General features: G+C 70.7%; 17 protein-coding genes. 8 read left to right on the top strand and 9 right to left on the bottom strand.

The genetic code is table 11. The features are described from left to right. Nucleotides 1-289: 289 nt before the first annotated feature. From ACFC1I_RS19615 to ACFC1I_RS19630, 4 genes are read right to left on the bottom strand one after another with little or no spacing between them, the layout of a single operon-like run. Entirely contained in the window at nt 290-1,285 is a 996-nt protein-coding gene (locus tag ACFC1I_RS19615) for an NAD(P)H-dependent flavin oxidoreductase (RefSeq protein WP_376013385.1), read from the bottom strand. Further along, a complete protein-coding gene (locus tag ACFC1I_RS19620) occupies nt 1,278-3,467 on the bottom strand; it encodes a 3-hydroxyacyl-CoA dehydrogenase NAD-binding domain-containing protein (RefSeq protein ID WP_376013388.1) in 2,190 nt (729 codons plus the stop codon). The genes ACFC1I_RS19615 and ACFC1I_RS19620 overlap by 8 nt, the downstream gene beginning before the upstream one ends. A 53-nt stretch (nt 3,468-3,520) precedes the next feature. Continuing rightward, nucleotides 3,521-4,723 (bottom strand): acetyl-CoA C-acetyltransferase, encoded by a 1,203-nt coding sequence (locus ACFC1I_RS19625; RefSeq protein WP_376013391.1) that lies wholly within the window; start codon nt 4,721-4,723, stop codon nt 3,521-3,523. A gap of 11 nt (nt 4,724-4,734) precedes the next feature. After that, entirely contained in the window at nt 4,735-5,880 is a 1,146-nt protein-coding gene (locus ACFC1I_RS19630; protein WP_376013782.1) for an acyl-CoA dehydrogenase family protein, read from the bottom strand. Between the two features lie 200 nt (nt 5,881-6,080). On the opposite strand from ACFC1I_RS19630, the gene ACFC1I_RS19635 reads away from it, so the two are divergent. The 5 genes from ACFC1I_RS19635 (at nt 6,081) to ACFC1I_RS19655 (ending at nt 11,441) form a co-directional block, all read left to right on the top strand. Then, the gene (locus ACFC1I_RS19635; protein ID WP_376013393.1) at nt 6,081-6,842 is read left to right on the top strand and encodes an SDR family oxidoreductase; all 762 of its coding nucleotides are present in this window, start codon (nt 6,081-6,083) and stop codon (nt 6,840-6,842) included. Next, nucleotides 6,839-8,047 carry an acyl-CoA dehydrogenase family protein gene (locus ACFC1I_RS19640; RefSeq protein ID WP_376013396.1) on the top strand — a complete coding sequence of 403 codons (1,209 nt, stop codon included), beginning with the start codon at nt 6,839-6,841 and terminating at the stop codon, nt 8,045-8,047. Before ACFC1I_RS19635 ends, ACFC1I_RS19640 begins: the two co-directional genes overlap by 4 nt. Further along, nucleotides 8,044-9,132, top strand: coding sequence for a phosphotransferase family protein (locus ACFC1I_RS19645; RefSeq protein ID WP_376013397.1), 1,089 nt, complete (start codon nt 8,044-8,046; stop codon nt 9,130-9,132). The genes ACFC1I_RS19640 and ACFC1I_RS19645 overlap by 4 nt, the downstream gene beginning before the upstream one ends. 135 nt (nt 9,133-9,267) lie before the next feature. Then, the gene (locus ACFC1I_RS19650) at nt 9,268-10,446 is read left to right on the top strand and encodes a thiolase family protein (protein ID WP_376013400.1); all 1,179 of its coding nucleotides are present in this window, start codon (nt 9,268-9,270) and stop codon (nt 10,444-10,446) included. Nucleotides 10,447-10,673: 227 nt separating this feature from the next. Then, nucleotides 10,674-11,441 carry a hypothetical protein gene (locus tag ACFC1I_RS19655; protein ID WP_376013402.1) on the top strand — a complete coding sequence of 256 codons (768 nt, stop codon included), beginning with the start codon at nt 10,674-10,676 and terminating at the stop codon, nt 11,439-11,441. Between the two features lie 3 nt (nt 11,442-11,444). Here the strand turns inward: ACFC1I_RS19655 and ACFC1I_RS19660 are convergent, their stop codons facing one another. Both ACFC1I_RS19660 and ACFC1I_RS19665 read right to left on the bottom strand, forming a co-directional pair. Then, nucleotides 11,445-11,675, bottom strand: coding sequence for a DUF1232 domain-containing protein (locus tag ACFC1I_RS19660; protein ID WP_376013405.1), 231 nt, complete (start codon nt 11,673-11,675; stop codon nt 11,445-11,447). A 139-nt stretch (nt 11,676-11,814) separates the two neighbouring features. After that, nucleotides 11,815-12,690: an Ltp family lipoprotein gene (locus ACFC1I_RS19665; protein WP_376013408.1), complete on the bottom strand. Its 876-nt coding sequence runs from the start codon at nt 12,688-12,690 to the stop codon at nt 11,815-11,817. A gap of 348 nt (nt 12,691-13,038) precedes the next feature. Between ACFC1I_RS19665 and pulA the strand changes: the two genes are divergently transcribed. Next, nucleotides 13,039-19,050, top strand: coding sequence for a pullulanase-type alpha-1,6-glucosidase (pulA, locus tag ACFC1I_RS19670; RefSeq protein WP_376013411.1), 6,012 nt, complete (start codon nt 13,039-13,041; stop codon nt 19,048-19,050). Nucleotides 19,051-19,106: 56 nt separating this feature from the next. Here pulA and ACFC1I_RS19675 read toward each other — a convergent pair whose 3' ends face one another. After that, complete coding sequence (locus ACFC1I_RS19675) at nt 19,107-19,478, bottom strand: bleomycin resistance protein (RefSeq protein WP_376013413.1); 372 nt, start codon at nt 19,476-19,478, stop codon at nt 19,107-19,109. Between the two features lie 39 nt (nt 19,479-19,517). Further along, the gene (locus tag ACFC1I_RS19680; RefSeq protein WP_376013416.1) at nt 19,518-19,697 is read right to left on the bottom strand and encodes a hypothetical protein; all 180 of its coding nucleotides are present in this window, start codon (nt 19,695-19,697) and stop codon (nt 19,518-19,520) included. A gap of 181 nt (nt 19,698-19,878) precedes the next feature. Between ACFC1I_RS19680 and ACFC1I_RS19685 the strand changes: the two genes are divergently transcribed. Next, complete coding sequence (locus tag ACFC1I_RS19685; protein WP_045299682.1) at nt 19,879-20,211, top strand: YciI family protein; 333 nt, start codon at nt 19,879-19,881, stop codon at nt 20,209-20,211. A gap of 58 nt (nt 20,212-20,269) precedes the next feature. Here ACFC1I_RS19685 and ACFC1I_RS19690 read toward each other — a convergent pair whose 3' ends face one another. Next, entirely contained in the window at nt 20,270-24,190 is a 3,921-nt protein-coding gene (locus ACFC1I_RS19690; RefSeq protein ID WP_376013419.1) for a choice-of-anchor I family protein, read from the bottom strand. 208 nt (nt 24,191-24,398) lie between these two features. Between ACFC1I_RS19690 and ACFC1I_RS19695 the strand changes: the two genes are divergently transcribed. Then, nucleotides 24,399-25,571 carry an acyl-CoA dehydrogenase family protein gene (locus ACFC1I_RS19695; RefSeq protein WP_376013421.1) on the top strand — a complete coding sequence of 391 codons (1,173 nt, stop codon included), beginning with the start codon at nt 24,399-24,401 and terminating at the stop codon, nt 25,569-25,571. Nucleotides 25,572-25,581 lie beyond the last annotated feature (10 nt).

The raw sequence follows: 25,581 nt of genomic DNA on the forward strand, positions 1-25,581 counted from the left end.
TCCTCCCCCCTTCTCACTCGCCGAAACACGGGTCGGTCACCTCGACACGCCGGTGACGGATGCTCCAGCCTGGCGCGTCGCGTTACCGACCCGTGTTTCGGCACCTGGCAGGGCCTGCCGGGGATCCATGGCGCAGGACTGGCATCTGGGCGATTCGCCGAGCCACACCGCTCACCTGTCACGATGTGCCGCCCGAGCAGGCGCTTCGTGACAGGTGAGCGATCGGGTGGGGGGACCCGCGGAGGGGGATGGATGCCTCGGGCCGAGGCATCCATCCGCGAAACGCTCGTCAGGCGAACTGCGACAGGCGCTGCGAGAGGACCTCGTGGGCCTGCGACACGGTGCGGCGCACGACCTCGCCGGCAGGCGGGACATCGCGGATGAGGCCCTGCACCTGGCCGACGGTCCAGATGCCGGCGTCGAGGTCGCCGTCCTCGAAGACCTTGCGGCCGCGGGCGCCGGCGACGAGCTCGCGCACGTCGGGGAACTGGCCGCCGTCCGCGAGGATGCGCACGACCTCCTCCGAGACCGCGTTCTTCGCGACGCGCGCGGTGTTGCCGAGCGAGCGGAAGATGAGCGTCGTGTCGAGCTCGCTCGCCTCGACGATGCGCTCCTTCACCGCCTGCGACACCGGCGACTCCTGCGTGCACATGAACCGCGAGCCCATGTTCACGCCGTCGGCGCCGAGCACGAGCGCGGCCGCGAGGCCGCGGCCGTCGCCGAACCCGCCGGACGCGATGAACGGGATGCTGAGGGCATCGGCCGCGGCCGGGATCAAGACGAGGCCCGGCACGTCGTCCTCGCCCGGGTGCCCCGCGCACTCGAACCCGTCGATCGACACCGCCGTCACGCCGACCTTCTCGGCCTTGAGCGCGTGGCGCACCGACGTGCACTTGTGGATGACCCGCACGCCGTGGTCGCGGAAGAGGTCCATGTGCGGCTCGGGGTTGGCGCCCGCCGTCTCGACGATCGTGACGCCCGCGTCGATGATCGCGCGGCGGTACTCGTCGTACGGCGGCGGGGTGATCGACGGCAGGATCGTGAGGTTGACCCCGAACGGCTTGTCGGTGAGCGTCCGTGCGCGCTCGATCTCTTTCACGAGGTCGGCGGGCGTCGGCTGGGTCAGGGCGGTGATCATGCCGAGGCCGCCGGACTCCGAGACGGCGGCGGCGAGCTCGGCGCGGCCGACCCACATCATCCCGCCCTGCACGACCGGGTGCTCGATGCCGAGCGCCTCGGTGAAGCGGGTGCGCAGGCGGGGCGCGGTGAGCGTCGTGTCACTCATAGGTCTCTCCCGCCTCCGCCTTGGCGAGGAGCGACGCGGGCGGCAGGAACCGGTCGCCGTAGCGTTCGGCCAGCTGCCGCGAGCGGGCGATGAACCCGTCGAGCCCGCCCTCGTACTGGTTGACGTACTGCAGCACGCCGCCGGTCCACGCCGGGAACCCGATGCCGTAGATCGACCCGATGTTGGCGTCGGGCACCGAGGTCAGCACGCCGGCGTCGAGGCACGCGATGGTGTCGAGGGCCTCGGCGAACAGCATCCGTTCCTGAAGGTCCTCGAAGGGGAGCACGGTGCGGCCCGAGCCGTACTTCTCGCGCAGGCCGGGCCAGATGCCGAGCCGCTTGCCCGACTCGTCGTACTCGTAGAAGCCGCCGCCCGCGCGGCGCCCGGGGCGCTCGGCGTCGACGACCATCCAGTCCATCACCGCCTCCGAGGGGTGCTCGACCCAGACGCCGCCCTCGGCCTCCTCGGCCGTGCGCGTCTCGAGGCGGATCTTGCGCGAGAGCGAGATGGTCAGCTCGTCGAGCAGCTGCAGCGCGCCCGCGGGGTAGCCCGCCTGCAGCGCCGCCTGCTCGACCGACGCGGGCTCGACACCCTCGCCGACCGCGGCGACCGCCTCGGCGATGAACCGGCCGATGACGCGCGAGGTGAAGAAGCCGCGGGCGTCGTTGACGACGATCGGCGTCTTGCGGATCTGCTGCACGTAGTCGAACGTCTTCGCGAGCACCTCGTCGCTGGTGCGCTCGCCGCGGACGATCTCGACGAGCGGCATCTTGTCGACGGGGGAGAAGAAGTGGATGCCGATGAAGTCGTCGGTGCGTGCGACGCCCTCGGCGAGCAGCGTGATCGGCAGCGTCGAGGTGTTCGAGCCGAGCACCGCGTCGGGCTCGACGAGGTGCTCGATCTCCTGGAACACGCCCTGCTTGATCGGCACCGATTCGAACACGGCCTCGATCATGAAGTCGACGCCGGCGAAGTCGGCCGGGTCGGCGGTCGGCGTGATGCGCGCGAGCAACGCCTCGGACTTCGAGGCCGTGGTTCGCCCGCGTGCCAGCGCCTTGTCTTCGAGGGCCCGCGAGTAGTCCTTGCCCTTCTCGGCAGCCTCGAGCGTGACATCCTTGAGCACCACCTCGATGCCGGCCTTCGCCGACACGTACGCGATCGCGGCGCCCATCATGCCCGCGCCGATCACACCGACCTTCTTCGCCTGGTAGCGCGGGTACCCGTCGGGCCGCGAGCCGCCGGCGTTGATGTGGCCGAGATCGAAGAAGAACGCCTTGATCATGTTCTTCGCGACCTGGCCGTGGGTGAGCTCGACGAGGTAGCGGGTCTCGACCTTCGACGCCGTCTCGAAGTCGACGTACGCGCCCTCGACCGCCGCGGCCATCGCCGCGCGGGGCGCGGGGAGCGGCGCACCCTTGAGCTGCTTGCGCAGCGAGGCCGGGAATGCCGGCAGCGCCCCCGCGAGCGACGGCGAGTTCGGCGCGCCGCCGGGGATGCGGAAGCCCTTCACGTCCCACGGCTTCACCGGCGCCGGGTTCGCGGCGATCCACGCCTTGGCCGCCGGCACGAGATCCGCCGCCGACGGCACCACCTCGTCGACGATCCCCACCGCGACCGCGTCCGACGGCGTGAACTTCGTCGCCGGCAGGATGACGTCGGTCAGCGCCTTCTGCAGCCCGAGCATGCGCACGAGGCGCGTGATGCCGCCGCCGCCCGGCAGCAGCCCGAGCGACACCTCGGGCACGCCGAACTGCGCGCCGCGCACGTCGGCGGCGATGCGGTGGTGCGCGGCGAGCGCGACTTCGAGGCCGCCGCCGAGCGCCGTGCCGTTCATCGCCGCGACGACCGGCTTGCCGAGCAGCTCGAGCCGGCGCATGTCGGCCTTGACGGCGTCGATGTGGGCCGTCTCCTCCGCCGCGCGGGACGGGTCGGCGGCGCGCAGCAGGTTGAGGTCGCCGCCGGCGAACCAGCTCTTCTTCGCCGACACCAGGATCACCCCGCGGATGTCGTCGCGCTCGGCTTCGAGCCGGTCGGCCGTCGCCTTCAGCGCCGCGACGAAGTGCGGGTTCATGGTGTTGACGCTGCTGTCGGGGTCGTCGAGGGTGATGACGACGTCGCCGTCGGCATCCTTCTCCCAGGCGTACCCCTGGTACACGGTCGTGTCGTCGATCGTGGTGCTCATACGTGTTCTCTTTCCGTGGAATCGGTGGAGACGGATGCCGGGACTCAGACCCGTCAGACCCGCTCGATGACGGTGGCGATGCCCATGCCGGCGCCGACGCACAGTGTCGCGAGACCGCGCTTCTGGTCGCGGCGCTCGAGCTCGTCGAGGAGGGTGCCGAGGATCATGGCGCCGGTCGCGCCGAGGGGGTGGCCGAGCGCGATCGCGCCGCCGTTGACGTTGACCTTGTCGTGCGGGATGTCGAGGTCCTTCATCCACTTCATGACGACGGCGGCGAACGCCTCGTTGAGTTCGAAGAGATCGATATCGGATGCTGCGAGCCCCGCCCGCTCGAGCGCCTTGAGCGTCGCCGGGGTCGGTCCGGTGAGCATGATCGTCGGCTCCGAGCCCGTCACCGCCGTCGAGACGATGCGCGCGCGGGGCGTGAGCCCGAGCCGTTCGCCGGCCTCCTTGCTGCCGATGAGCATGAGGGCGGCGCCGTCGACGATGCCCGAGGAGTTGCCGGCGGTGTGGACGTGGTCGATGTGCTCGACGGCGTGGTACTTCTGCGTCGCGACGGCGTCGAACCCGGCGGCCTCGCCGAGCGCTGCGAACGCGGCGGGCAGGTTGCCGAGACCCGACGTGTCGGGACGGCGGTGCTCGTCGGTGTCGAGCAGCGTCACGCCGTTCTGGTCGCGCACCGGCACGACGGATCCCTCGAACCGCCCCTCGCGCCACGCGGCGTCGGCACGGCGCTGCGACTCGGCGGCGTACGCGTCGACGTCGTCGCGCGAGAAGCCCTCCAGGGTCGCGATGAGGTCGGCACCGATGCCCTGCGGCACGAAGTAGAGGTCGTAGTTGGTGGTCGGGTCCTGCGCGTAGGCGCCGCCGTCCGAGCCGATCGGCACGCGCGACATCGACTCGACGCCGCCGGCGAGGACGAGGTCCTCGAAGCCCGACGCCACCTTCTGCGCCGCGACGTTGACGGCCTCGAGGCCCGACGCGCAGAAGCGGTTGAGCTGCACGCCGGCGACCGTCTCGGGCAGGCCCGCGACGAGCGCCGCGGTGCGGGCGATGTCGCCGCCCTGCTCGCCGATCGGCGACACCACGCCGAGCACGATGTCGTCGATGAGCGCGGGATCGACGCCGGGGTTGCGCTCGAGCACCGCGTGGATGAGCCCCACGACGAGGTCGACGGGCTTGGTGCCGTGCAGCGCGCCGCCGCGGTTCTTGCCGCGGGGCGTCCGCACGGCGTCGTAGATGTATGCGTCAGCCATGTGGCCTCTCCTCACAGTCCGAGGCTGCGACCGACGATCTCTTTCATGATCTCGGTCGTGCCGCCGTAGATGGTCGTGATGCGCGCGTCCTCGTAGTCGCGCGCGATGCGGTACTCGCGCATGTAGCCGTACCCGCCGTGCAGCTGCAGGCAGCGGTTCACCACCTGCACGTACTGCTCGGTGGTCCAGAACTTCGCGGCCGCGGCATCCTCCGCCGACAGTGCGCCGGCCGAGTGCGCGCAGATGGAGCGGTCGATGTACGCGCGGCTGACGTCGACGGCCGTCACCATGTCGGCCAGTTCGAACCGCGTGTTCTGGAACGACCCGATCGGCTTGCCGAACGCCTTGCGGTCCTTGACGTATGCGAGCGTGCGCTCGAGCACGCCCTCGCTGGCGGCGACCGCAGCGGCCGCGATCGACAGGCGCTCCTGCGGCAGGTTGCGCATGAGCCCGAAGAAGCCGTCGCCCTCGGCGCCGAGCAGGTTCGCGGCCGGCACCCGCACGTCCTCGAAGACGAGCTCGCTGGTGTCCTGCGCGTGCAGCCCGACCTTCTCGAGGTTGCGGCCGCGCGAGAACCCGGGGGTGTCGGTCTCGATCACGAGCAGGCTGAGGCCGCGGTGAGGATCGTCGCTCGTTCGTACGGCTGTCACGACGAGGTCGGCGTTCTGCCCGTTCGAGATGAAGATCTTCGATCCGTTGACGACGTACTCGTCGCCGTCGCGCACGGCGGATGTGCGGATCCCCGACAGGTCGCTGCCGGTGCCGGGCTCGGTCATCGCGACCGCGACGATGAGCTCGCCCGCGGCGATCCCCGGCAGCCACCGCTGCTTCTGCTCGTCGGTGGTCAGGTCGGTGAAGTACGGGATCACGATGTCGTTCGACAGCGCGATGCCCGCCATGCCGTCCGAGACGGGGTTGTGCCCGAGCTCCTCGCCCATGATCGCGTGGAAGCGGAAATCGTCGGCCCCGCCGCCGCCGTACTCCTCCGGGATCGCGAAACCGAGGATGCCCGCCTCCGCCGCCTTCGTGAACACCCAGCGGTCGACCTTGCCCTCGGCGCTCCACCGGTCGGCGTTCGGGCGCGCGTGCTGCTCGACGAACGCCCGCACCACCTCGCGGAACTGCTCGTGGTCCTCGTCGTAGATGTCTCTCTTCAGCGTCATCGCCGAACCTCCGTGTCGCAGGTGTGGCGTCCTCGCCGCACAGCATGTTTTTATTATGCATTAGAAACTGGATGCTGCAACCCGTCGTCTTCGCCGAGATGCCGGGCTTGTGCCCCCACGTTTTCTTACGCACGATTAAACGCGGGCACCGTCGCCGACGCAGGCGCCGCTGCCCACCGAGAGTGAGGACGACGATGACCACACCGCTGGACGGACGCACCGCGATCGTGACGGGGGCGAGCCGCGGGATCGGCCTGGCGATCGCCTCGCGCTTGGCCGCCGAGGGGGCACGCGTGTGCCTGACGGCCCGTCACCCCGACGAGCTCGCCGAGGCAGTCGCGACGCTGCCCGAGGGCTCGGCGATCGGCGTCGCGGGCGGCGCCGACGACCCGGACCACCGCGCCGAGGCGATCGAGCGCACCGTCAGGGAGTTCGGCGGCCTCGACATCCTCGTGAACAACGCGGGCATCAACCCGGTCTACGGCCCGCTCACCGACCTCGACCTCGCTGCGGCCCGCAAGATCCTCGAGGTCAACGTCGTCTCCACCCTCGCGTGGACGCAGGAGGCGCTGCGCCGCGGGCTCGGCGACGGCGAGCACGGCGGGAGTGTCGTGAACCTCTCGTCGGTGACCGGTGCCGTGGCCTCGCCGGGCATCGGCTGGTACGGCGTCACGAAGGCCGCCGTCGCGCACCTCACCACGACCCTCGCGGTTGAGCTCGCCCCGCGCGTGCGCGTCAACGCCGTGGCGCCGGCGGTCGTCAAGACGCGCTTCGCCCGCGCGCTGTACGAGGGGCGCGAGGAGGAGGTCGCGGCGGGCTACCCGCTGGGTCGCCTCGGCGATCCCGACGACGTCGCCGGCGCCGTCGCGTTCCTCGTGGGCGACGACGCCTCGTGGATCACCGGCCAGGTGCTCACGCTCGACGGCGGCCTGCTCGGTGCGGGAGGCACGGCATGACCCCGGCAGCGCTCGACGACCTGCGCGCCCGCACGCGCCGCTTCATCCGCGAGGTCGTGCTCCCGGCCGAGCCCGCACCCGGCGCGCCGCTCGACGACGCGACCCGCGACACTCTGCGTGCGCAGGCCCGCGACGCCGGGGTGTTCGCACCCCAGGCCCCTGTCGAATACGGCGGCCGAGGCATCCCGATCGATCAGTGGTCGCCGGTCTTCAAGGAAGCCGGGTACTCGCCGATCGGCCCCGCGGTGCTCAACATCATGGCGCCCGACGAGGGCAACATGCACCTGCTGCACGTGGTCGGCACGCCGGCGCAGCACGAGCGCTACCTCGCCCCGCTCGTGCGCGGCGACGTGCGGTCGAGCTTCGCGATGACCGAGCCGCACCCCGGTGCGGGATCGGACCCGCGGGCGCTCGCGACCACCGCGGAACGCGTCGACGGCGGCTGGCGGATCACGGGGCGCAAGCGCTTCATCAGCGGCGCGAACGGCGCCGCGTTCGCGATCGTCATGGCGCGCACGCCCGCTGCCGAGGGCTGGGACGAGGGTGCGACGATGTTCCTCCTCCCGCTCGACGCGCCCGGTGTCACGATCGGCCCCGACGTGCACACGATCGAGGGGGCGATCGCGGGCGGGCACCCGTATGTGAGCTTCGACGGATGCCTCGTCCCCGACGACGGCGTGCTCGGCGAACCGGGCCAGGGGTTCCGGTACGCGCAGGTGCGCCTGGGCCCGGCGCGGCTCACCCACTGCATGCGCTGGCTCGGTCTCGCGCGCCGCGCGCACGACACGGCCCTCGACCGGGCGAACGCCCGCGAGCTCTTCGGCTCGCGGCTGCGCGATCTCGGCGTCGCACAGGCGCTCCTCGCCGACAGCGTCATCGACCTCGAGACCTCCGACGCGATCATCGACAAGGCGGCACGGGTGCTGCGCGCCGACCCCCGCGCCGGCGAGGCGCTGTCGTCGGTCGCCAAGGTGCACTGCTCCGAGGCCGTGTTCCGCGTGATCGACCGGTCCGTGCAGCTGTGCGGCGGCGACGGCGTCACCGACGCGCTGCCGCTCATCCAGTACCTCAACGAGGTGCGCCCGTTCCGGATCTACGACGGGTCGAGCGAGACCCATCGCTGGGCGATCGCGCGGCGCGCAGCATCCGCCCGCTCCCGCGAGATCGAGGCGGGCGCGACCCGGCTCGATGAGGTGGCCCCGTGATCGCGGTGCCGGACGGCGTCGAGGTGGTGGCGACCTGGGCCGACGCGAAGGGGCTCGAGCGACCGCCGCTGCTGGTGGTCGACGCGGTCGAGGAGTACCTCCGCGGTCTCGGGCTCAGCGACGGCGCGCTCGCGTGGGAGCGCATCGGCGAGGGGCAGTCGAACGTCACGTACGCGGTGTCGTACGCCGGGCGCGACCTCGTGCTGCGGCGCGGGCCGCGCCCGCCGCATCCGCCGTCGACGCACGACATGGCCCGCGAGGCCAGGGTGCAGCGGGTGCTCGGGGCCGCCGGCGTGCCGGTGCCCGCGATCGTCGCCGAGTGCGACGACCCTGCCGTGGTGGGCGTGCCGTTCTACGTCATGGGGCGGGTCGGCGGGGACGTGATCACGGATGCCGTGCCTCCCGCGCTCGACGACGCCGCGGGCCGGCGGGGGATCGGCTTCGCCGCCGTCGACGCGCTCGCCGAGCTGCACGCGGTGCCGGTCGACGCCGGCGAGGTCGCGGCGCTCGGGAGGCCCGACGGCTACCTCGCCCGGCAGGTCGGCCGCTTCGCCGCGCTGTGGGAGGTCAACTCGCGGCGCTCGTTCCCCGCGGTCGCCGAGCTCGCGGCGTGGCTGTCGGAGCGGATGCCCGAGACCCAGCGTGCGTCGGTGGTGCACGGCGACTTCCGCATCGGCAACCTCATGTACGCGGCGGGCGACCCGGCGCGGGTGGCGGCGATCCTCGACTGGGAGATGGCGACCCTCGGCGACCCGCTCGCCGACCTCGGGTACTTCACGGCGACGTACGCGCGGCCGGGCTCGGTACCGACACCCCTCGAGCTGACGCCGGTCACGAGGCTCGACGGGTTCCCCGAGACCTCGGAGCTCGTCGCGAGGTATGCGGCGCAGCATCCACTCGATCTTTCGATGCTGCCCTGGTACGAGGCGCTCGCGTTCTTCAAGGCTGCCGTGTTCTGCGAAGCGCTGTACACGCGCTGGCTCGACGGCCAGCGCCCGGGCGACACGTTCGGTCCGACGCTCGAGGCGGGGGTGCCGCGGCTGCTCGAAGCGGCGCAGGAGCGGGCGGCGGTGCTGCGAGGCTGAACCGCGCGAGGTCGGAGATCTTGCCGGAATCGGACCGAGGGCCGCAGAACCTCCGAGTGCGTGGGGATCTCCGATGTTGTGGCGGCCGGCGCCGGGGCGCGGACTCCGGCCTAGGCTCGAAGAAGGAGGTCTCTCATGCCCCACGCCGTCATCGTCGATGTGGTCCGCACCCCGTCGGGGCGCGGCAAGCCCGGGGGCTCCCTGAGCGCGGTGCACCCCGTCGATCTCGTCGCCGGCACGCTCACGGCCCTGCTCGAGCGCAGCGGCCTCGAGTCCCGGCAGATCGACGACGTGCTGATGGGATGCGTCAGCCAGGTCGCCGACCAGTCGCTCAACATCGCGCGGCAGGCGGTGCTGGCGGCGGGGTTCGACGAGACCGTGCCGGCGGTGACGATCGACCGCCAGTGCGGATCGAGCCAGCAGGCCGCGCACTTCGCGGCGCAGGGCGTGATCGCCGGGGCCTACGACATCGTGATCGCGGCCGGCGTCGAGTCGATGAGCCGCGTGCCGCTCGGCTCGTCGGCGCACGGCGGCACGGTGTCGCGGGGCGTCGCGCACCGCTACCCCGAGGGCCTCGTGAACCAGGGCGTGTCTGCCGAGCTCATCGCGCACAAGTGGGGCTTCAGCCGAGAGCAGCTCGACGCGTACTCCGCCGAGTCTCATCGGCGGGCTGCGGATGCCTGGAGCCGCGGCGCGTTCGACGCGCAGGTGGTCCCCGTGCTCGGCGGCGGCGCCGAGGCTGTCGCGTTCGACGAGACTGTGCGCGCCGGCACGACCGTGGAGTCACTGGCCGGGCTGAAGCCCGCCTTCCGCACCGACGAGCTCGCCGCGCGGTTCCCCGACCTCGACTGGCGCATCACGGCGGGCAATTCGTCGCCGCTCACGGATGCGGCATCCGCCGTCCTGATCATGAGCGAGGAGAAGGCGGCCGAACTCGGCCTCACGCCTCGGGCGCGCTTCCACGCGTTCGCCGTGGTCGGCGACGACCCGATGATGATGCTGACCGGACCCATCCCCGCGACCCGGCGCGTTCTCGAGCGCAGCGGCCTGTCGCTCGACGACCTCGATGCGTACGAGGTGAACGAGGCGTTCGCGTCGGTGCCGCTCGCGTGGCAGCACGACCTCGACGCCGACCCGGCCAAGCTCAACCCGTGGGGCGGCGCCATCGCGCTCGGCCACGCCGTCGGCGCATCCGGCACCCGCCTGCTCGGCACGCTGGTGTCGTACCTCGAGGCGACCGGTGGCCGCTACGGCCTGCAAACGATGTGCGAGGGCGGCGGCATGGCCAACGCGACGATCATCGAGCGTCTCTAGGGCGCACGCGCCGGCGCCGATTCGTCGAGGCAAGGGATTTCCGCCGAGACCGGGGACATCGCCCTGGGTGTCGGCGCCGATCTCCTGTCTCGTCGATCGAGCCCGATTTCTTCCCTCGGCGCCGCGTTCTCGCCTATCGTTATTCGATGGCTTCCGATCGAGAAACGATATGTCGAAGCACAGGCCGCAGGCGTCGGGTTCTGCGCACGCTGGGGCGGATCCTCGGGGTGCTCCTTGCCGTCGCGGTCGTCGGTGGCACGCTCGTGCTGTGTGCGGGGGCGTTCCTCGTCGGCGTGCTCGCCGACGACACCGGCTACAGCGAGCCCCGCACCGCGGTGGAATGGATGCAGGCGATCGACCGGGCGGCCGTGATGTTCGCGGCAGGGGCGCTCGCGGTCGCGCTCGTGGTGACGTGCCTGATCGCCGTGGCCGGCGCTTTCGCACGGCGCACAAGCTGGACCGTGATCGGTGTCGTCTGCAGTGCGCTCCTGGCGCTTTCCGTCGTCAGCGTGAGCGTGAGTGGCCAGGTCGAGTCCCTCGTCGCCCGTGCCACATCGGCGGTCGGGAACGTCCCTGCGGTGGCGCCGATCCCGTCACCGTCTCCCGCGCCCGAGATGCTCACCGTCGACGACGCCCGCGAGGAGGTGCTCGTGATGCTCTCCACGACGATCGGCGCCGCGGCGGCGCCCGTCACCACATCCGACGGCTCGCCGCCGCTCGTGGACCCCGCGCAGCTGCAGGCCGCGCCGTGCGGCGGGGTCGGCTCCCGCATGGCATTCACCACGGAGCTGGCGACCGCCGACAACGCGGCCTCGCTCGTCGCGATACTCGCCGCGTGGGGCGCCGCCGGCTACCTCCCCGACCGTGCGATGCAGGAAGACATCCGCTACAGCACGACCCTTCCGGTCGAGCGCCTGAGCATCCGCGACAAGACCACGATCGACGGGCTCCTCCACCTGAGCATCCAGAGCGCGTGCGCGGTCGCGGGCGGCTGACGCCTACGGCGCCTGCAGCCCTGACTGCCATCGCCGGTGCTCGCGCACCACGAGCAGGGCGAGGATGCTCCAGACACCGAGGTCGTCGGTGAATCCGAGCGGACCGAGGACGAGCTCGGGGATCAGGTCGATGGGCGAGACGGCGTAGACGACCGCGGCGGTCGCGGCGAGCCACGTCGTCGGCGCGACGCGATGCTCACCGCCCTTGAGCGCCTTGAGGAACCTCCACCACATGCAGTCCAGTGTGCGACGCGCGAGATGCCAGAGGGCCGGGCGGTATCAACTTGTGACCTTCGGCACGTGACGCCACCGGCGACGCCGCCGGCACGGCACAGGCCCCGGCCGCAGCCGGGGCCCGTGCATCGATCGCGCGTCAGTAGCCGACCTGGCTGAGGGCGTAGTTCGCCTGGTCCGGCGTGAAGCCCTCGCCGTACTCGCTGGTCAGCTGCTCGTAGAGCCCGTCGCGGCTGAAGGCCTGGAAGTCGAGGTACGACTGGGCGGACTGCGCCGCCTCGGCGTTCCAGTCGGCGCCGACGGTGTCGGCCGCCCACGTCGCGACCTCCAGCGGGTATCCCTCGCCGTATTCGCTCGACAGCTGCCGGATGAGTCCGGCGCGTGAGAACCCCTTGAAGTCGAGGTACGACTCGGCCGAGCGGAGGGCGTTCTGCTGCTCGAGCGAGTACACCGGCTGGGGCGCCTCGGCGATGAGGGAGATCTCCGCGCCGGGCTCCGTCTGCTGTCCGCCGACCGGCCCCTGCGAGACGACGGTCCAGTCGTCGGCGTTGCCCTCGGCGATCACGGTCGTGAAGCCCGCCGCTTCGAGAGCCGTGCGTGCGTCTGCGATGGACTTGCCCACCACGTCCGGGACAGCGACCGTGGTGTCCTTGACCTCATCCGCCGCGGGCTGCTCCTGCTGGGCCTGCGTGGCCGAGTCCGCGGTCGCATCGCCGGAACCGCCCGCGCCGATCGCGCTGCCGATCATGCCGAACACCAGGACGCCGGCGGCGACCGAGCCCCAGGCGACCCACTTCTTGCGAGCGGACCACCGCTTCTCCGGGGCCGCGGCGTCCGGCAGCATGCCCGTGACCGACGCATCGGCCACCGCCGCGTCGGGTGCGGCAGCCATCGCCGACGCCGGCGCCTGCCGGAACATCTCGGTCCACTGCGCGCCGTCCCAGTAGCGTTCCTGGCCCTCCACACCTGCGGCGTACCAGCCGGCCGATGCGGTGGTGGATGTGGTGGAAGACATGAGTGATGCCTTTCGCGGTGACGTGTGCCGAGCCCGCCTCGCCCTCCCCCCAGATGGCAAGAGGCGTTTGCTCTCTATCAGGATTCTATGTGGCTCCTATGTTGGGAGTAAAGATGCTCTCAGTGCTCTTCCAGCCGACTCCCCGCCCGCATCAAGGTGGCCAACAGCCCTGCAAGCGGTTGCGTGAACGGCAGGAGAACGGATGCCTCGGCCCGCAGCATCCGCTCGATTAAGGGCTTCTCATCCTGTAAGCGCTTGCAATCCGCGCGAAGCCGCTGTTAGTGTCGGCCGCACAACTGCACCGCGGGCACGTCGGCGTGCCCACCGCCCCACCCCAGGAGCTCCCCCGTGTCGAAGTCGACCTCAGGACGTGCCCGCATCATCGCCAGCCTTGCCGCGGCGGCACTCATCGTGTCGGGGGGAGTGATGGCGACAGCCCCCGCGGCCGCGGCCGAGCGCACGTTCGCGCTCGTCGGCAGCCTGCAGTCCGAAGTCGGCTGCGCCGACGACTGGAAGCCCGACTGCGCGGCGACCGAGCTCGCCGCGACCGACACCGCGGGCGTCTACGCCGCCGAGTTCGACGTGCCGGCAGGCTCGTACGAGTACAAGGTGGCCGTCAACGACGCGTGGGACGAGTCGTACGGACTCAATGGCGGGGGCGACAACATCCCGCTGACGCTCGGCGGCCCGTCGACGCTGCGCTTCGTGTTCGACGACAACACCCACCGCGTGGGCCTCGAGGCGACGAGCCTGCGCGCCGGCTACACCGCCGACGACGACGCGCTCGTCGCGGCTCCGGTGCGGCAGCCGGGAAGCCAGGAGCAGTTCTACTTCCTGATGACCGACCGTTTCGCGAACGGCGACACCGCGAACGACCAGGGCGGGCTCGCCGGCGACCGTCTCACCACCGGCTTCGACCCGACCGACAAGGGCTTCTACCACGGGGGTGACATCGCGGGCCTGCGCGAGAAGCTCGACTACATCGACGGCCTCGGCACGACCGCGATCTGGCTGACCCCGAGCTTCAAGAACAACCCCGTGCAGGGCGAGGGCGCGAACGCGAGCGCCGGCTACCACGGGTACTGGATCACCGACTTCACGCAGATCGACCCGCACCTCGGCACCAACGCCGAGCTCGAAGCGCTCATCGCCGAAGCGCACGCCAAGGGCATCAAGGTCTACTTCGACATCATCACGAACCACACCGCCGACCTGATCTCGAACGAACAGGGCCAGTACTCGTACATCGACCAGGCGACCCGCCCGTACAAGGACGCCTCGGGCACGCCGTTCGATCCGGCCGACTACGCGGGCACCGACACCTTCCCCGAGCTGGACGCCGCGACCTCGTTCCCCTACACGCCCGTCGTGAACGACGCGACCGCGAAGGTGCCGGCGTGGCTGAACGACCCCACGCTGTACCACAACCGCGGTGACTCGACCTGGTCGGGCGAGTCGGTGACGTACGGCGACTTCTCGGGGCTCGACGACCTGATGACCGAGCACCCGACCGTCGTCAACGGGTTCGTCGACGTCTACGAGAAGTGGATCGACCTCGGCATCGACGGCTTCCGGATCGACACCGCCAAGCACGTGAACTTCGAGTTCTGGCAGACCTGGACCACCGAGGTGCTCGACTACGCGCACGCGCTCGGCAAGGACGACTTCTTCATGTTCGGCGAGGTCTACGACGCCGAACCGGTGAAGCTGTCGCCGTACGTCCGCGACACCGACATGAACTCGGTGCTCGACTTCACCTTCCAGTCCTCGGCCGTCAGCTACGCCGCGGGCAACAGCGCGAAGGGACTGCAGTCGCTGTACGCGGGCGACGACTGGTACACGACGACGGACACGTCGGCGACCGCGCTGCCGACCTTCCTCGGCAACCACGACATGGGCCGTGTCGGCTACATGCTGCAGTCCACCGCGAACCCCCTCGAGCGCGACCTGTTGGCGCACGACCTGATGTTCCTCGGCCGCGGCCAGCCCGTGGTCTACTACGGCGACGAGCAGGGCTTCGCGGGAACCGGCGGCGACAAGGACTCCCGCCAGACGCTCTTCGCGACCGAGGTCGCCGAGTACCAGAACCAGAAGCTCATCGACGGCACGACCGCCGGATCCGTCGACCGCTACGACACGAACGCACCGGTCTACCAGCGCATCGCCGACCTCGCCGCCCTCCGCGAGGCGCACCCCGCGCTCGTCACCGGCGCGCAGATCGAGCGCTACGCCGACAACGGCGCCGGCGTCTACGCCTTCTCCCGCGTCGACCGCGACGAGAAGGTCGAGTACCTGGTCGCGCTCAACAACACCCCGGCCGACAAGACGGTGAACCTGACGACGCTCACCGCGAGCGCGTCGTTCGCGCCCGTCTACGGCACGACGACGGGGATGTCGACGGATGCTGCGGCCGCAGCATCCGTCACCGTTCCGGCTCTGTCGGCCGTCGTCTATCGCGCCGGGGCCACGGTGTCGGCTCCCGATTCGCCCCTCGCGATCTCGGTGAACGCACCGGGCGCAGGTGCTGCCCTCAGCGGTTCGGTCGCCGTCAGCGCGGACGTGGACGACGCGACGTGGCAGGAGACGAGCTTCTCGTGGCGCGTCGCCGGTTCCGAAGAGTGGCACGCGCTCGGCACCGCCGAAGACACCGACCCGCGCGTCTTCCACACGGTGAAGGGCCTCGCGGACGGCACCCTCGTCGAGTACCGCGCGGTCACGACCGACGCCGCCGGGCACCACGCCGCCGCCTCGACGTACGCGTCGGTCGGCAACGCCGTGTCGCTCGTCGTCGAGGAGGAGCCCGAGTCGCCGATCGACATGGTGACCGTGCCCGGCAGCCTCAACTCCGAGATGGGCTGCGCCGGCGACTGGACGCCCGGCTGCGAGGCGGCGAAGCTCGCGCTCCGCGCCGACGGCATCTGGGCGGGCACGTTCGACCTCCCTGCGGGCGACTACGAGTACAAGGTCGCGATCAACGGCACGTGGGACGTCAACTACGGCGCGAACGGCGCCCCGGGCGGCGGGAACATCACCATCTCGCACACCGGCGGCCCGATCACGTTCTACTTCGACCCGCGCTCGAACATCGTGCAGTCGACGGCGGAGGGCCCCATCGTCACCCTCCCGGGTTCGGCGCAGAGCGAGCTGGGCTGCGCGGGCGACTGGGCACCCGACTGCCTCGCGACCCTCATGGCCGACGGCGACAAGGACGGCGTCTACGAGTTCTCGACCGACAAGATCCCCGCGGGTGCGTACGAGATCAAGGTCGCGCACGGCCTCAGCTGGAACGAGAACTACGGCGTGGGCGGAGCCCCGGGCGGCGCGAACTACTCGTTCAGCGCGAGCGACGGCAAGCTGATCGTCTTCCGCTACACCCTCGCCACCCACGTGCTCGAGATCGAGGTCACCGACCCGCCGCTGGCCGGCGTGGGCGAGCAGCGCGCGCACTGGATCGACGCCCGCACGATCGCGTGGCCGGCCGACCTCGGAGCCGTGCCCGCCGACGCCTCGTGGCAGCTGCACGCCTCGGCCGATGCGACGATCGCCCTCGTGGACGGCGAGGTCACCGGCGGCGACGCGATCGACCTCACGGTCGTCGATGGCGGCCTCACCGCCGAGCAGAAGGCCGACTTCCCGGCTCTCGCGAACTTCGTCGCGCTGCGCGTGCCGGACGGGACGGATGCTGCCGCCCTCGTCCGCGGTCAGCTCGCGGTGTCGCAGCGCGACGCCGAGGGCGTGCTCTCGGGCTTCACCGGCATGCAGATCCCGGGTGTGCTCGACGACCTCTACGCGGACGCCGTGGCCGATGCGGCGCTCGGCGTGAGCTTCACGGCCAACAAGCCGACGTTCCGCCTGTGGGCGCCCACCGCCCAGAGTGCGACCCTTCTCACGTGGGACGCGGGCGCCGGCGGCGAACCCGTGCGCCACGAGGCGGCGTGGGACGCGGCATCCGGAATCTGGACCGTCGCGGGCACGAAGGCGCTGAAGGGCGACGAGTACCTGTGGGAGGTCGTCGTCTACGCGCCGACCACCGGTGCGATCGAGACCAACCAGGTCACCGACCCGTACTCGGTCGCGCTCACGACGAACTCCGAGCGCTCCGTCGCGATCGACCTCGCCGACAAGCAGTGGCGCCCCAAGGGCTGGGAGAAGACGAAGGCGCCCGCGATCGACCGCCCGGTCGACCGTGCGATCTACGAGCTGCACGTGCGCGACTTCTCGATCACCGATCAGTCAGTGCCCGAGGCCGAGCGCGGCACGTATCGCGCCTTCACCCGTGACAGTGCGGGCACGAAGCAGCTGCGCCAGCTGGCCGACGCCGGCATCAACACGGTGCACCTGCTGCCGACCTTCGACATCGCCACGATCGAGGAGGACCGCTCGAAGCAGGCCGTGCCCGACTGCGACCTGGCGTCGTACGCGGCCGACAGCACCGAGCAGCAGGCGTGCATCGAGCAGATCGTCGACGCCGACGGCTTCAACTGGGGCTACGACCCGTTCCACTACACGACACCCGAGGGCTCGTACGCCGTCGACCCCGAGGGCGGGTCGCGCGTGGGCGAGTTCCGTGAGATGGTCGGCGCGCTGCACGGCATGGGCCTGCAGGTCGTGCTCGACCAGGTGTTCAACCACACGTCTGCGTCGGGTCAGGCGCCGACGTCGGTGCTGGACCAGGTGGTGCCCGGCTACTACCAGCGCCTCAACCTCGCGGGCGGCGTCGAGACCTCGACGTGCTGCCAGAACGTGGCGACCGAGCACGAGGTGGCGCAGAAGCTGATGGTCGACTCCGTCGTGACCTGGGCTCGCGACTACAAGGTCGACGGCTTCCGCTTCGACCTGATGGGCCACCACTCGAAGGAGAACATGCTCGCGATCCGGGCGGCGCTCGACGAGCTCACGCTCAAGGGTGACGGCGTCGACGGCACGGCGATTTATCTCTACGGCGAGGGCTGGAACTTCGGCGAGGTCGCGAACAACGCCCTCTTCGAACAGGCCACGCAGGGCCAGCTCGGCGGCACCGGCATCGGCACGTTCAGCGACCGGCTGCGCGACGCCGTGCACGGCGGCAGCCCCGTCGCCGGCGAGACGATCCAGCAGCAGGGCTTCGGCACCGGCCTCGGCACCGACCCCAACGGCGCACCGATCAACGGCACGACCGAGCAGGCCCTCGCGGACCTCGCGCACCAGACCGACCTCGTGAAGCTGGGACTCGCGGGCAACCTGCGCGATTACACGCTGACCGATCACACGGGCGCGGTGAAGGCGGGCGACGAGCTCGACTACCGCGGCTCGCCGGCCGGCTACGCCGACCAGCCCGACGAGATCATCACGTACGTCGACGCGCACGACAACGAGACGCTGTACGACCTGTCGGTGCTGAAGCTCCCCGCCGACACGACGATGGCCGATCGCGTCCGCATGAACACGCTGTCGCTCGCGACCACGGCGTTCGGGCAGACCCCGTCGTTCTGGCACGCCGGCACCGAGCTGCTGCGCTCGAAGTCGCTCGACCGCAACAGCTACAACTCGGGCGACTGGTTCAACCGCATCGACTGGACCGGCCAGGAGTCGACCTTCGGGTCGGGCCTGCCGCGGTCGGCCGACAACGAAGAGTCGTGGGCGATCAAACAGCCGCTGCTGGCGAACCCGGCGAACAAGCCGGCGGCGTCCGACATCGCCACGGCCGAGGCATCCGCTCTCGATCTTCTGCGCGTGCGGGAAGAGGTCGGGCTGCTGCGTCTCGGGTCTGCCGAGCTGATCGGCGAGAAGGTCACGTTCCCGAACAGCGGGCCGGATGCTGCACCCGGCGTGCTCACGATGCTCATCGACGACCTGGTCGGCGAGGATGTCGACCCCGAGCTCGAGGGCGCGCTGGTCGTGTTCAACGCGGGAGTCGAACCGACCACCCAGACGATCTCGTCGCTCGCCGGCCGCTCGTTCTCGCTGACGCCGGCGCTCGCGAACGGCTCGGACGCGGTCGTGAAGACGACCACGTGGGATGCCGCGACCGGCACCGTGACGGTGCCCGCGCGGTCCGCGGTGGTGCTGGTCGACCGTGAGCCGGTGGCCACGACGACGCTCGTCGCGCCGACGAAGCTGCTGGTCAAGTCGGGGAGCGCCGTGACCGTCGCGGGCAAGATCGTCACCGCCGACGGTTCGGCGGCCGTCGGCACGGTGACCGTCACCGACAACGGCAAGGTGGTTGCGACCGTCGAGCTCACCGCCGCGGCCAAGGGGCGGGTCGGGGTCGACGTGAAGCTCGCGGGCCGGGGCGTGCACCTCATCCGCACCACGTTCACCGGCGCCGGCGACTACGAGGACTCGCGGGCCGCGATCCCGGTTCCCGTGCTCGTGTACTGACGGCTCCGCCGGGTGGGCGCATCCCACCCGGCGGAGGCGTCGGTCCGGACTGCGCGCTAGGCGAGGGGGCTTCCGATGCGCAGCAGATTGCCGTTGCGATCGACGACCACGAACTCGCACATGCCGTAGTCGGTGTCGACGGGGGCGACGATGCGGCTGCCCGTCGGCGGATCGGGGTCGACGAGACCGGCCCACTCGGCGTGGAGGCGGCGGGCATCGTCGACGTAGAGATAGCACATCGACGCGGTGCTCAGCGGGTCGACGGCGGGGTCTTCGCTGAAGTGAAGTTCGGCCGTGCCGCGCCCGATGATGAGGTACTGCCATTCCTCGGGCGGAGCGCCACGGTTCTCGAATCCCAGCCGCTCGTAGAACGCGAGCGTCTCGGCGAGATCGCGGCTGAGGAGGATGGGGACGGCGCGCTCGGTCACACGCGCAGGGTAGCGCGGCGCGTGGCCGCGGCGACAGGGCTAGAGCATCTCCATCAGCTGCGGTCCGAACACCGCGACGGCGGCCGCGGCGACGCCCGCCGCCCCGAGCGCGGCGATCGTGATGACGAGGATGTTGCCGCCGATCGTGAGCAGCAGTGCGGCGGCGGTGGACAGCTCGCGGTGGCGGGGGAGCGGGATCGTGGACGTGGTGCTGGCCATGTCTTCGACGCTACGGAGCGCGCCGGGCCGAGGCATCCGTCCGCAGTCTCATTCCGGGTCCACCCGGAGGATGATCCGGGCGGAGGAAACTCGCAGCGGCGAAGTGTCGACATCGTCGCCGGTCGTGCGACGACCCGAGTGAGGCTGGCGGATGACAGCCCGCAACCGGAAGGATCACCCCATGAAGTACATGATGTTCGTCGTCACGTCGCTCGAGCCCGATGCCGAGACCGACGAGTCCGATGTCGACCTGTGGGTCGACCCGCTCGACGCCAGTGGCAAGCGCGTCATCGGCGAGGTGCTCGCGCCGCAGGCCGACTCCACCGTCGTCAAGGTGCGCGGCGGCAAGGTGCTGACGAGCCGCGGGCCGTATGTCGAGACAGCCGAGGTGATCTGCGGGTTCGACATCCTCGAGGTCGAGGACCTGGAGGAGGCGATCGAGATCGCGTCGCGGCATCCGATGGCCCGCAACGGGCAGCTGGAGCTGCGGCCGTTCATGGTCTGGGACCAGTGACACGAAGAGGCGGCCCCCACCCGAAGGTGAGGGCCGCCTCTTCGTGCGGTGGTGTCCGTCAGTCCGCGGTGGTCTCGCGGCGCTTGCGGATCACGAAGAGCGCCGCACCGGCCACCATCAGCAGCGCTGCGCCGCCGACCGCGATTCCCCAGGGGAACTCGGAGCCGGTGGCGGCCAGGGCACCCGGAGCCACGACCGTGACGCCCACCTCGATCGGGTCGAGACCCGCCGATGTGATCACCAGACGGTGGTCGCCGAGCGCGAGGTCCGACGGGATCGCGACCGTGAAGCTCACATCGCCCTGCGCGTCGGCGGCGGGGATGCCCGTGACGACGACCGGGTCGCTGAACAGGGTCGCGGCGACCGCCTGACCCGGCTTCAGGCCCGAGAGTGCGACGCGCAGCGTGCCGCCCTGCTCGACACGGCCGGAGCCCACGTCGACCTTCGCCCAGTCGCCACCGCGCTGCTCGCCCGCTGCCGGCGGGTTGCCGCCGGGGTTCACGGGAGTCGGCGGGGTCGTGGTGCCGGGGTCGGTGCCGGGGTCGGTGCCGGGGTCGGTGCCCGGGTCCGTTCCGGGGTCGGTGCCGGGGTCGGTGCCGGGGTCGGTGCCCGGGTCCGTTCCGGGGTCGGTGCCCGGATCCGTGCCGGGGTCCGTGCCCTCGACCGGGGGCTGCTCGCCGAGCAGGTACGCGCGGTTCGCGGGCGACGGGGCGACCGGGCCGCCGGCTGCGGCGAAGAAGTCCACCGTCGCCTGCAGGTCGATCTGGCCGGAATCGAGCACGTTCGTGCCGTCGGCGAAGGAGAAGAAGTTGTCTCCACCGGCCGACAGGAACGAGTTCGTCACGACGCGGAACGTGTCGGCCGGGTCGACCTCCTCACCCTGGTACTGCATCGACACGACGTGCGCACCGCGGGCTGCGGCCGGGTCGTACTCGAACGTGAAGCCCTTCGAGACGCCCAGGGCGAGCTTCGGGCGCGACGCGCCGTCGGGCTGCCACTGCTGCTCGAGGATCTCCTTGATCTGCGCGCCCGTGAGGTCGAGCGTGACCAGGGTGTTGCCGAACGGCTGCACGTTCGCGACCTCGCGGTACGACATCGCGCCGTTGTCGTCGCCGAACAGCAGATCGTTGCGGAGTCCGCCGGGGTTCATGAACGCGATCTGCGCGTCCTCGCCGCCGTAGCCCGGGTTCGCGCTCGTCGCCCACAGGTAGACGTCGGCGACGGTGTTGCCGAGCGTCGAGTGCACGCCGCGGTCCTCGCTGCCGGTCGAGGTCTTGCCCCGCAGGATGTCGGCGGTGATGGAGCCGACCTGCACCTGGCCCTTCTCGTTCGCGACCGTCACTGCCTGGTCGACGACGGCCTTCGTCTCGGTCTGCGGGTACGCGACGTGCTGGCCCACGATCGGGTCGTACAGCGACACGGTGCCGCCGGTGATGGACTCGAGCGCGCCGGCCTCGGTCAGCTCGATGTCGAGCGTGCCGAGCGCGGTGCCGTACTGGTGCGCCTGGATGACGGGGCGGCCGCCGATGACGTGCGCGTACCGCTGGTGCGTGTGCGCCGACACGATGGCGTCGATGTCGTCGGAGGCGTTATCGACCAGGTCGCCGAACGCGTCGTCGGCCTGGCTGGCCTCGATCGCCGAGCTTGCGGCACCCTCGTGGGCGAGCAGGATGACGACGTCGGCGCCTTCAGCCACAGCATCCGCTGCCGCGTCGTTGGCCGAGTCGACCAGGTCGCGGAACTCGATGCCGGCGATGCCGTCAGGGCTGACCATGCCGGCCGTCTGCGTCGTGACGACACCGACGAACGCGATCTTCGCGCCGTTCTTCTCGAGGATCGTGTACGGCTTCAGCGCGTGCTCGTCGGTGCCCTTGGTGAACACGTTCGCCCCGAGCGCGAAGTCGCTCATCGCGTCCGCGTTCTGGTCACCCTCGAAGCTCGGGATGACATCGTTGACGAGGTCGTCGAAACCCTGGTCGAACTCGTGGTTGCCCACTGCGCTCGCGTCGAGACCGGCCGCGACGAGTGCGTCGATCGTCGGGTCGTCGTCGTCGATGAACGACTCGAACGCCGAGGCGCCGATGTTGTCGCCCGCCGAGACGAACAGCGTGTTCGGGTTCTGCTGACGGTACTTGTCGACGGCGCCGGCGAGCACCGCCGCGCCCGCGACGCCGCCGGTCTCCTGCACGAGGCGGCCGTGGAAGTCGTTGATCGTCAGCACGCGCACATCGGGCTGCGCGGTGTTCAGCTGCTCGACGTCCCACACCGTGGTGGTGCCGGAGACCTCGCTGCCCACGACGAGCTGCGGGGTGCCGGTCGACGAGCGCAGCGCCGAGATGAACTGGATGCCCTCGGGGCCGAGGTCGCCGGCCTCGGGCGTCGTGACGTCCTTCGTGAAGTCACGGTTGTTGACGTAGGTGACGTACTCGGCCGCCGTCGGGTCGGTGATGTCGTAGACCATCACGCCGCCGACGCGCTCGAGGCCGACGAAGGCATAGGTCTTGCCGCCGACGACGCCGATCGTGACGTTCTCGGGCTCGGGGCCCTTGTCGTCGCTGCGGTCGTTGCTGTTGTTGTTGTCGTTGCTGGCGTTGAAGACCAGGCCGGGGATCTTCGCGGTGATCTGCTCGAAGTCGTCGCCCGAGTCGAAGACCAGATTGCCCTTCGTGTCCCAGATCGAGAACGAGCGGCCGCCGTAGGCGTAGAGCTCGCTGTAGCAGTCGGCGCCATCCGCCTTGCCGAGGTCGGTGACGACCTTGAGGCGGCCGAGCACCTCGTCCTTCTGGATGTCCGAGATCTGCGAGAGGGGGCCGGTCGTGCAGATGCCGGCGAGGTCGCCCTTGCCGAAATCCTTCACGCGGGCCTCGTCGATGAAGTACGAATCGGTGTCTTCCACGCCCCACTCGCGGGCGTCGCCCTCGTTCGCGGTGACGAGGTACGTCGCGGTCTTGCCGTCGATCGTCGCCTGGAACGACTGGATGCCGTCGGGCATGTACAGGCCCTTGAGGCCGGGGTACGTCGCGATGTTGACGGTGGGCGAACCCTGCGGGTCGCGGTCGCTCGCGTCGAGTCCGTTGCCTTCGATTCCGTAGTCCTTGTAGCCGAGCGGCAGGATCGAGGTGACCTCGGGCTTGGTGAGGTCGACGACCGCGATCGAGTTGGCCTCCTGCAGCGCCACGTAGGCGGTGGTGCCGTCGACCGTGACGTACTCGGGCTCGAGGTTGCGGCTCACGCGGTTCGCCTCGAGCGGCTTGTCGCCCTGGTCGGGAGCGGCGACGTCGGGGCCGAAGACCCGCACCTTCGGGTCGAGCGTCTTAGTGCCGCCCGCCTCGAACGCGCCGAAGCCCGCGGTCTTGACCGCGCTCTGGGCGGGCGCGGCCACGCCTGCCGGCAGCGTCACGACGCTGATCGATCCCTCGGGGTCGACCGAGAAGTCATCGGCGGGCTCGCCCTCGTTCGCGACGACCGCGTACTTGCCGTCCTTCGACACGGTGACCATGTCGGGCAGGGCGCCGACGTCCACCGAGCCGAGCGTCGCCGCTTCCTCGCGCTCCGCGTTCGCGTCGAAGAACACGAGGTGGCCCGTCGACGTCTTGTCGGGCGCCTCGAAGGCGACCACGCCGAGGCCGTCGTCGCGGACGGCGAGCGAGTTCGCGACGCCGTCCGAGGTGATCGAGAACAGCGCGGTCGGCTTCGTCGGGTCGGTGTTGTCGAGCACGACCACCGTGCCGGCCTCTGCATTGACCACGAACAGGCGGTCGCGGTAGGCCTGCACGATCTCGGCGGCGGACTTGCCGTAGACGCCGGCCTCGTGGGTGCCGAGCGGGGTCAGCGCGAGTGCCGCGTTCGGGGCGGAGTCGCTGAAGGAGGGGTCGACGATCGCGGCGGATGCCGCTGTGCTGCTGGTCAGCGCGAGTGCGCAGACTGCCGCGGCCGTCGCGGTGAACGCGACGGCGCGGCGGAAGAGTTGCGAAGGCATGCGTGTCCTCGGTGAAGGGGGTGGCGGGTGCGACACGGCATGGAACCCAGCGGCCAGACCGAATCGGTTCGAGCCTCTCTAGCGAAGGTGACCCCAGGGTGAACGGCACGAGACGACTCGGGTGCACGGGTTTCCGAGCAACTACATGGATGTCCTAGTATTCTGGAAGTCGTGACGAAGCCGTCACCCTGACTCACCGGAGAGACGAATGGACGCCACCCCTGTCCCCGTGCTCGCTCCCGTCGCCACCAGCGAAGACGAGCGCGCAGCCATCATCGAAGCCGTGCGCGACTTCGCGCAGTCCGAACTCGCGCCGCACGCGCTGGAGTGGGACGCGACGTCGCACTTCCCCCGCGAGACGCTGCAACTCGGCGGCGAGCTCGGTCTCGGCGGCATCTACGTCCGCGAGGACGTCGGCGGGTCGGGGCTCTCGCGCTCCGACGCGGCCGCGATCTTCGAGGAGCTGGCGAAGGGCGACCCCGCCATTGCCGCGTACATCTCGATCCACAACATGGTGGCGTGGATGATCGACACCTACGGCAGCGGCGCGCAGCGGCACGAGTGGCTTCCGCTCCTGACGTCGATGCAGGGCTTCGGCAGCTACTGCCTGACCGAGCCCGGTGCCGGCTCCGACGCCGCGGCGATCGCGACGAGCGCGATCAGGTCGGGCGACGAGTATGTGCTGACCGGGGTCAAGCAGTTCATCTCGGGCGGGGGCGAGGCATCCGTCTATGTCGTCATGGCACGCACCGATGCCGACGCCGGCGCGCGCGGCATCACCGCTTTCCTGGTACCGGCCGACACCCCCGGACTGTCGTTCGGCCAGCTCGAGCACAAGATGGGGTGGAACGCGCAGCCGACCCGTCAGGTGATCCTCGACGAGGTGCGGGTTCCCGCGGCCAACGTCCTGGGCGGCGACGGCGACGGGTTCAAGATCGCGATGGCGGCGCTCGACGGGGGTCGCATCAACATCGCCGCGTGCTCGCTCGGCGGCGCGCAGTGGGCCCTCGACCGCGCCGTCACCTACGTGCACGAGCGCTTCACCTTCGGCGAGCCCCTCGCCGAGAAGCAGGCCGTCGTGTTCGCGCTCGCCGACATGGCCACCGAGCTGCGCGCGGCGCGCGCCCTCGTGCGCGACGCCGCCGCGGCCCTCGACGCGAAGGCGCCCGACGCGTCGATGCAGTGCGCGATGGCCAAGCGCTTCGCGACGGACGCGGGCTTCACCGTGGCGAACCAGGCGCTGCAGCTGCACGGCGGCTACGGCTACCTCCACGACTACGGCATCGAGAAGGTGGTGCGCGATCTGCGTGTGCATCAGATCCTCGAGGGCACCAATGAGATCATGCGGGTGATCATCGGCCGCCAGCTGCTCGCGCGCTGAGGCCAGGACG

This window comes from Microbacterium sp. NPDC056044 (assembly GCF_042267145.1).
Classification (GTDB): Bacteria; Actinomycetota; Actinomycetes; order Actinomycetales; family Microbacteriaceae; genus Microbacterium.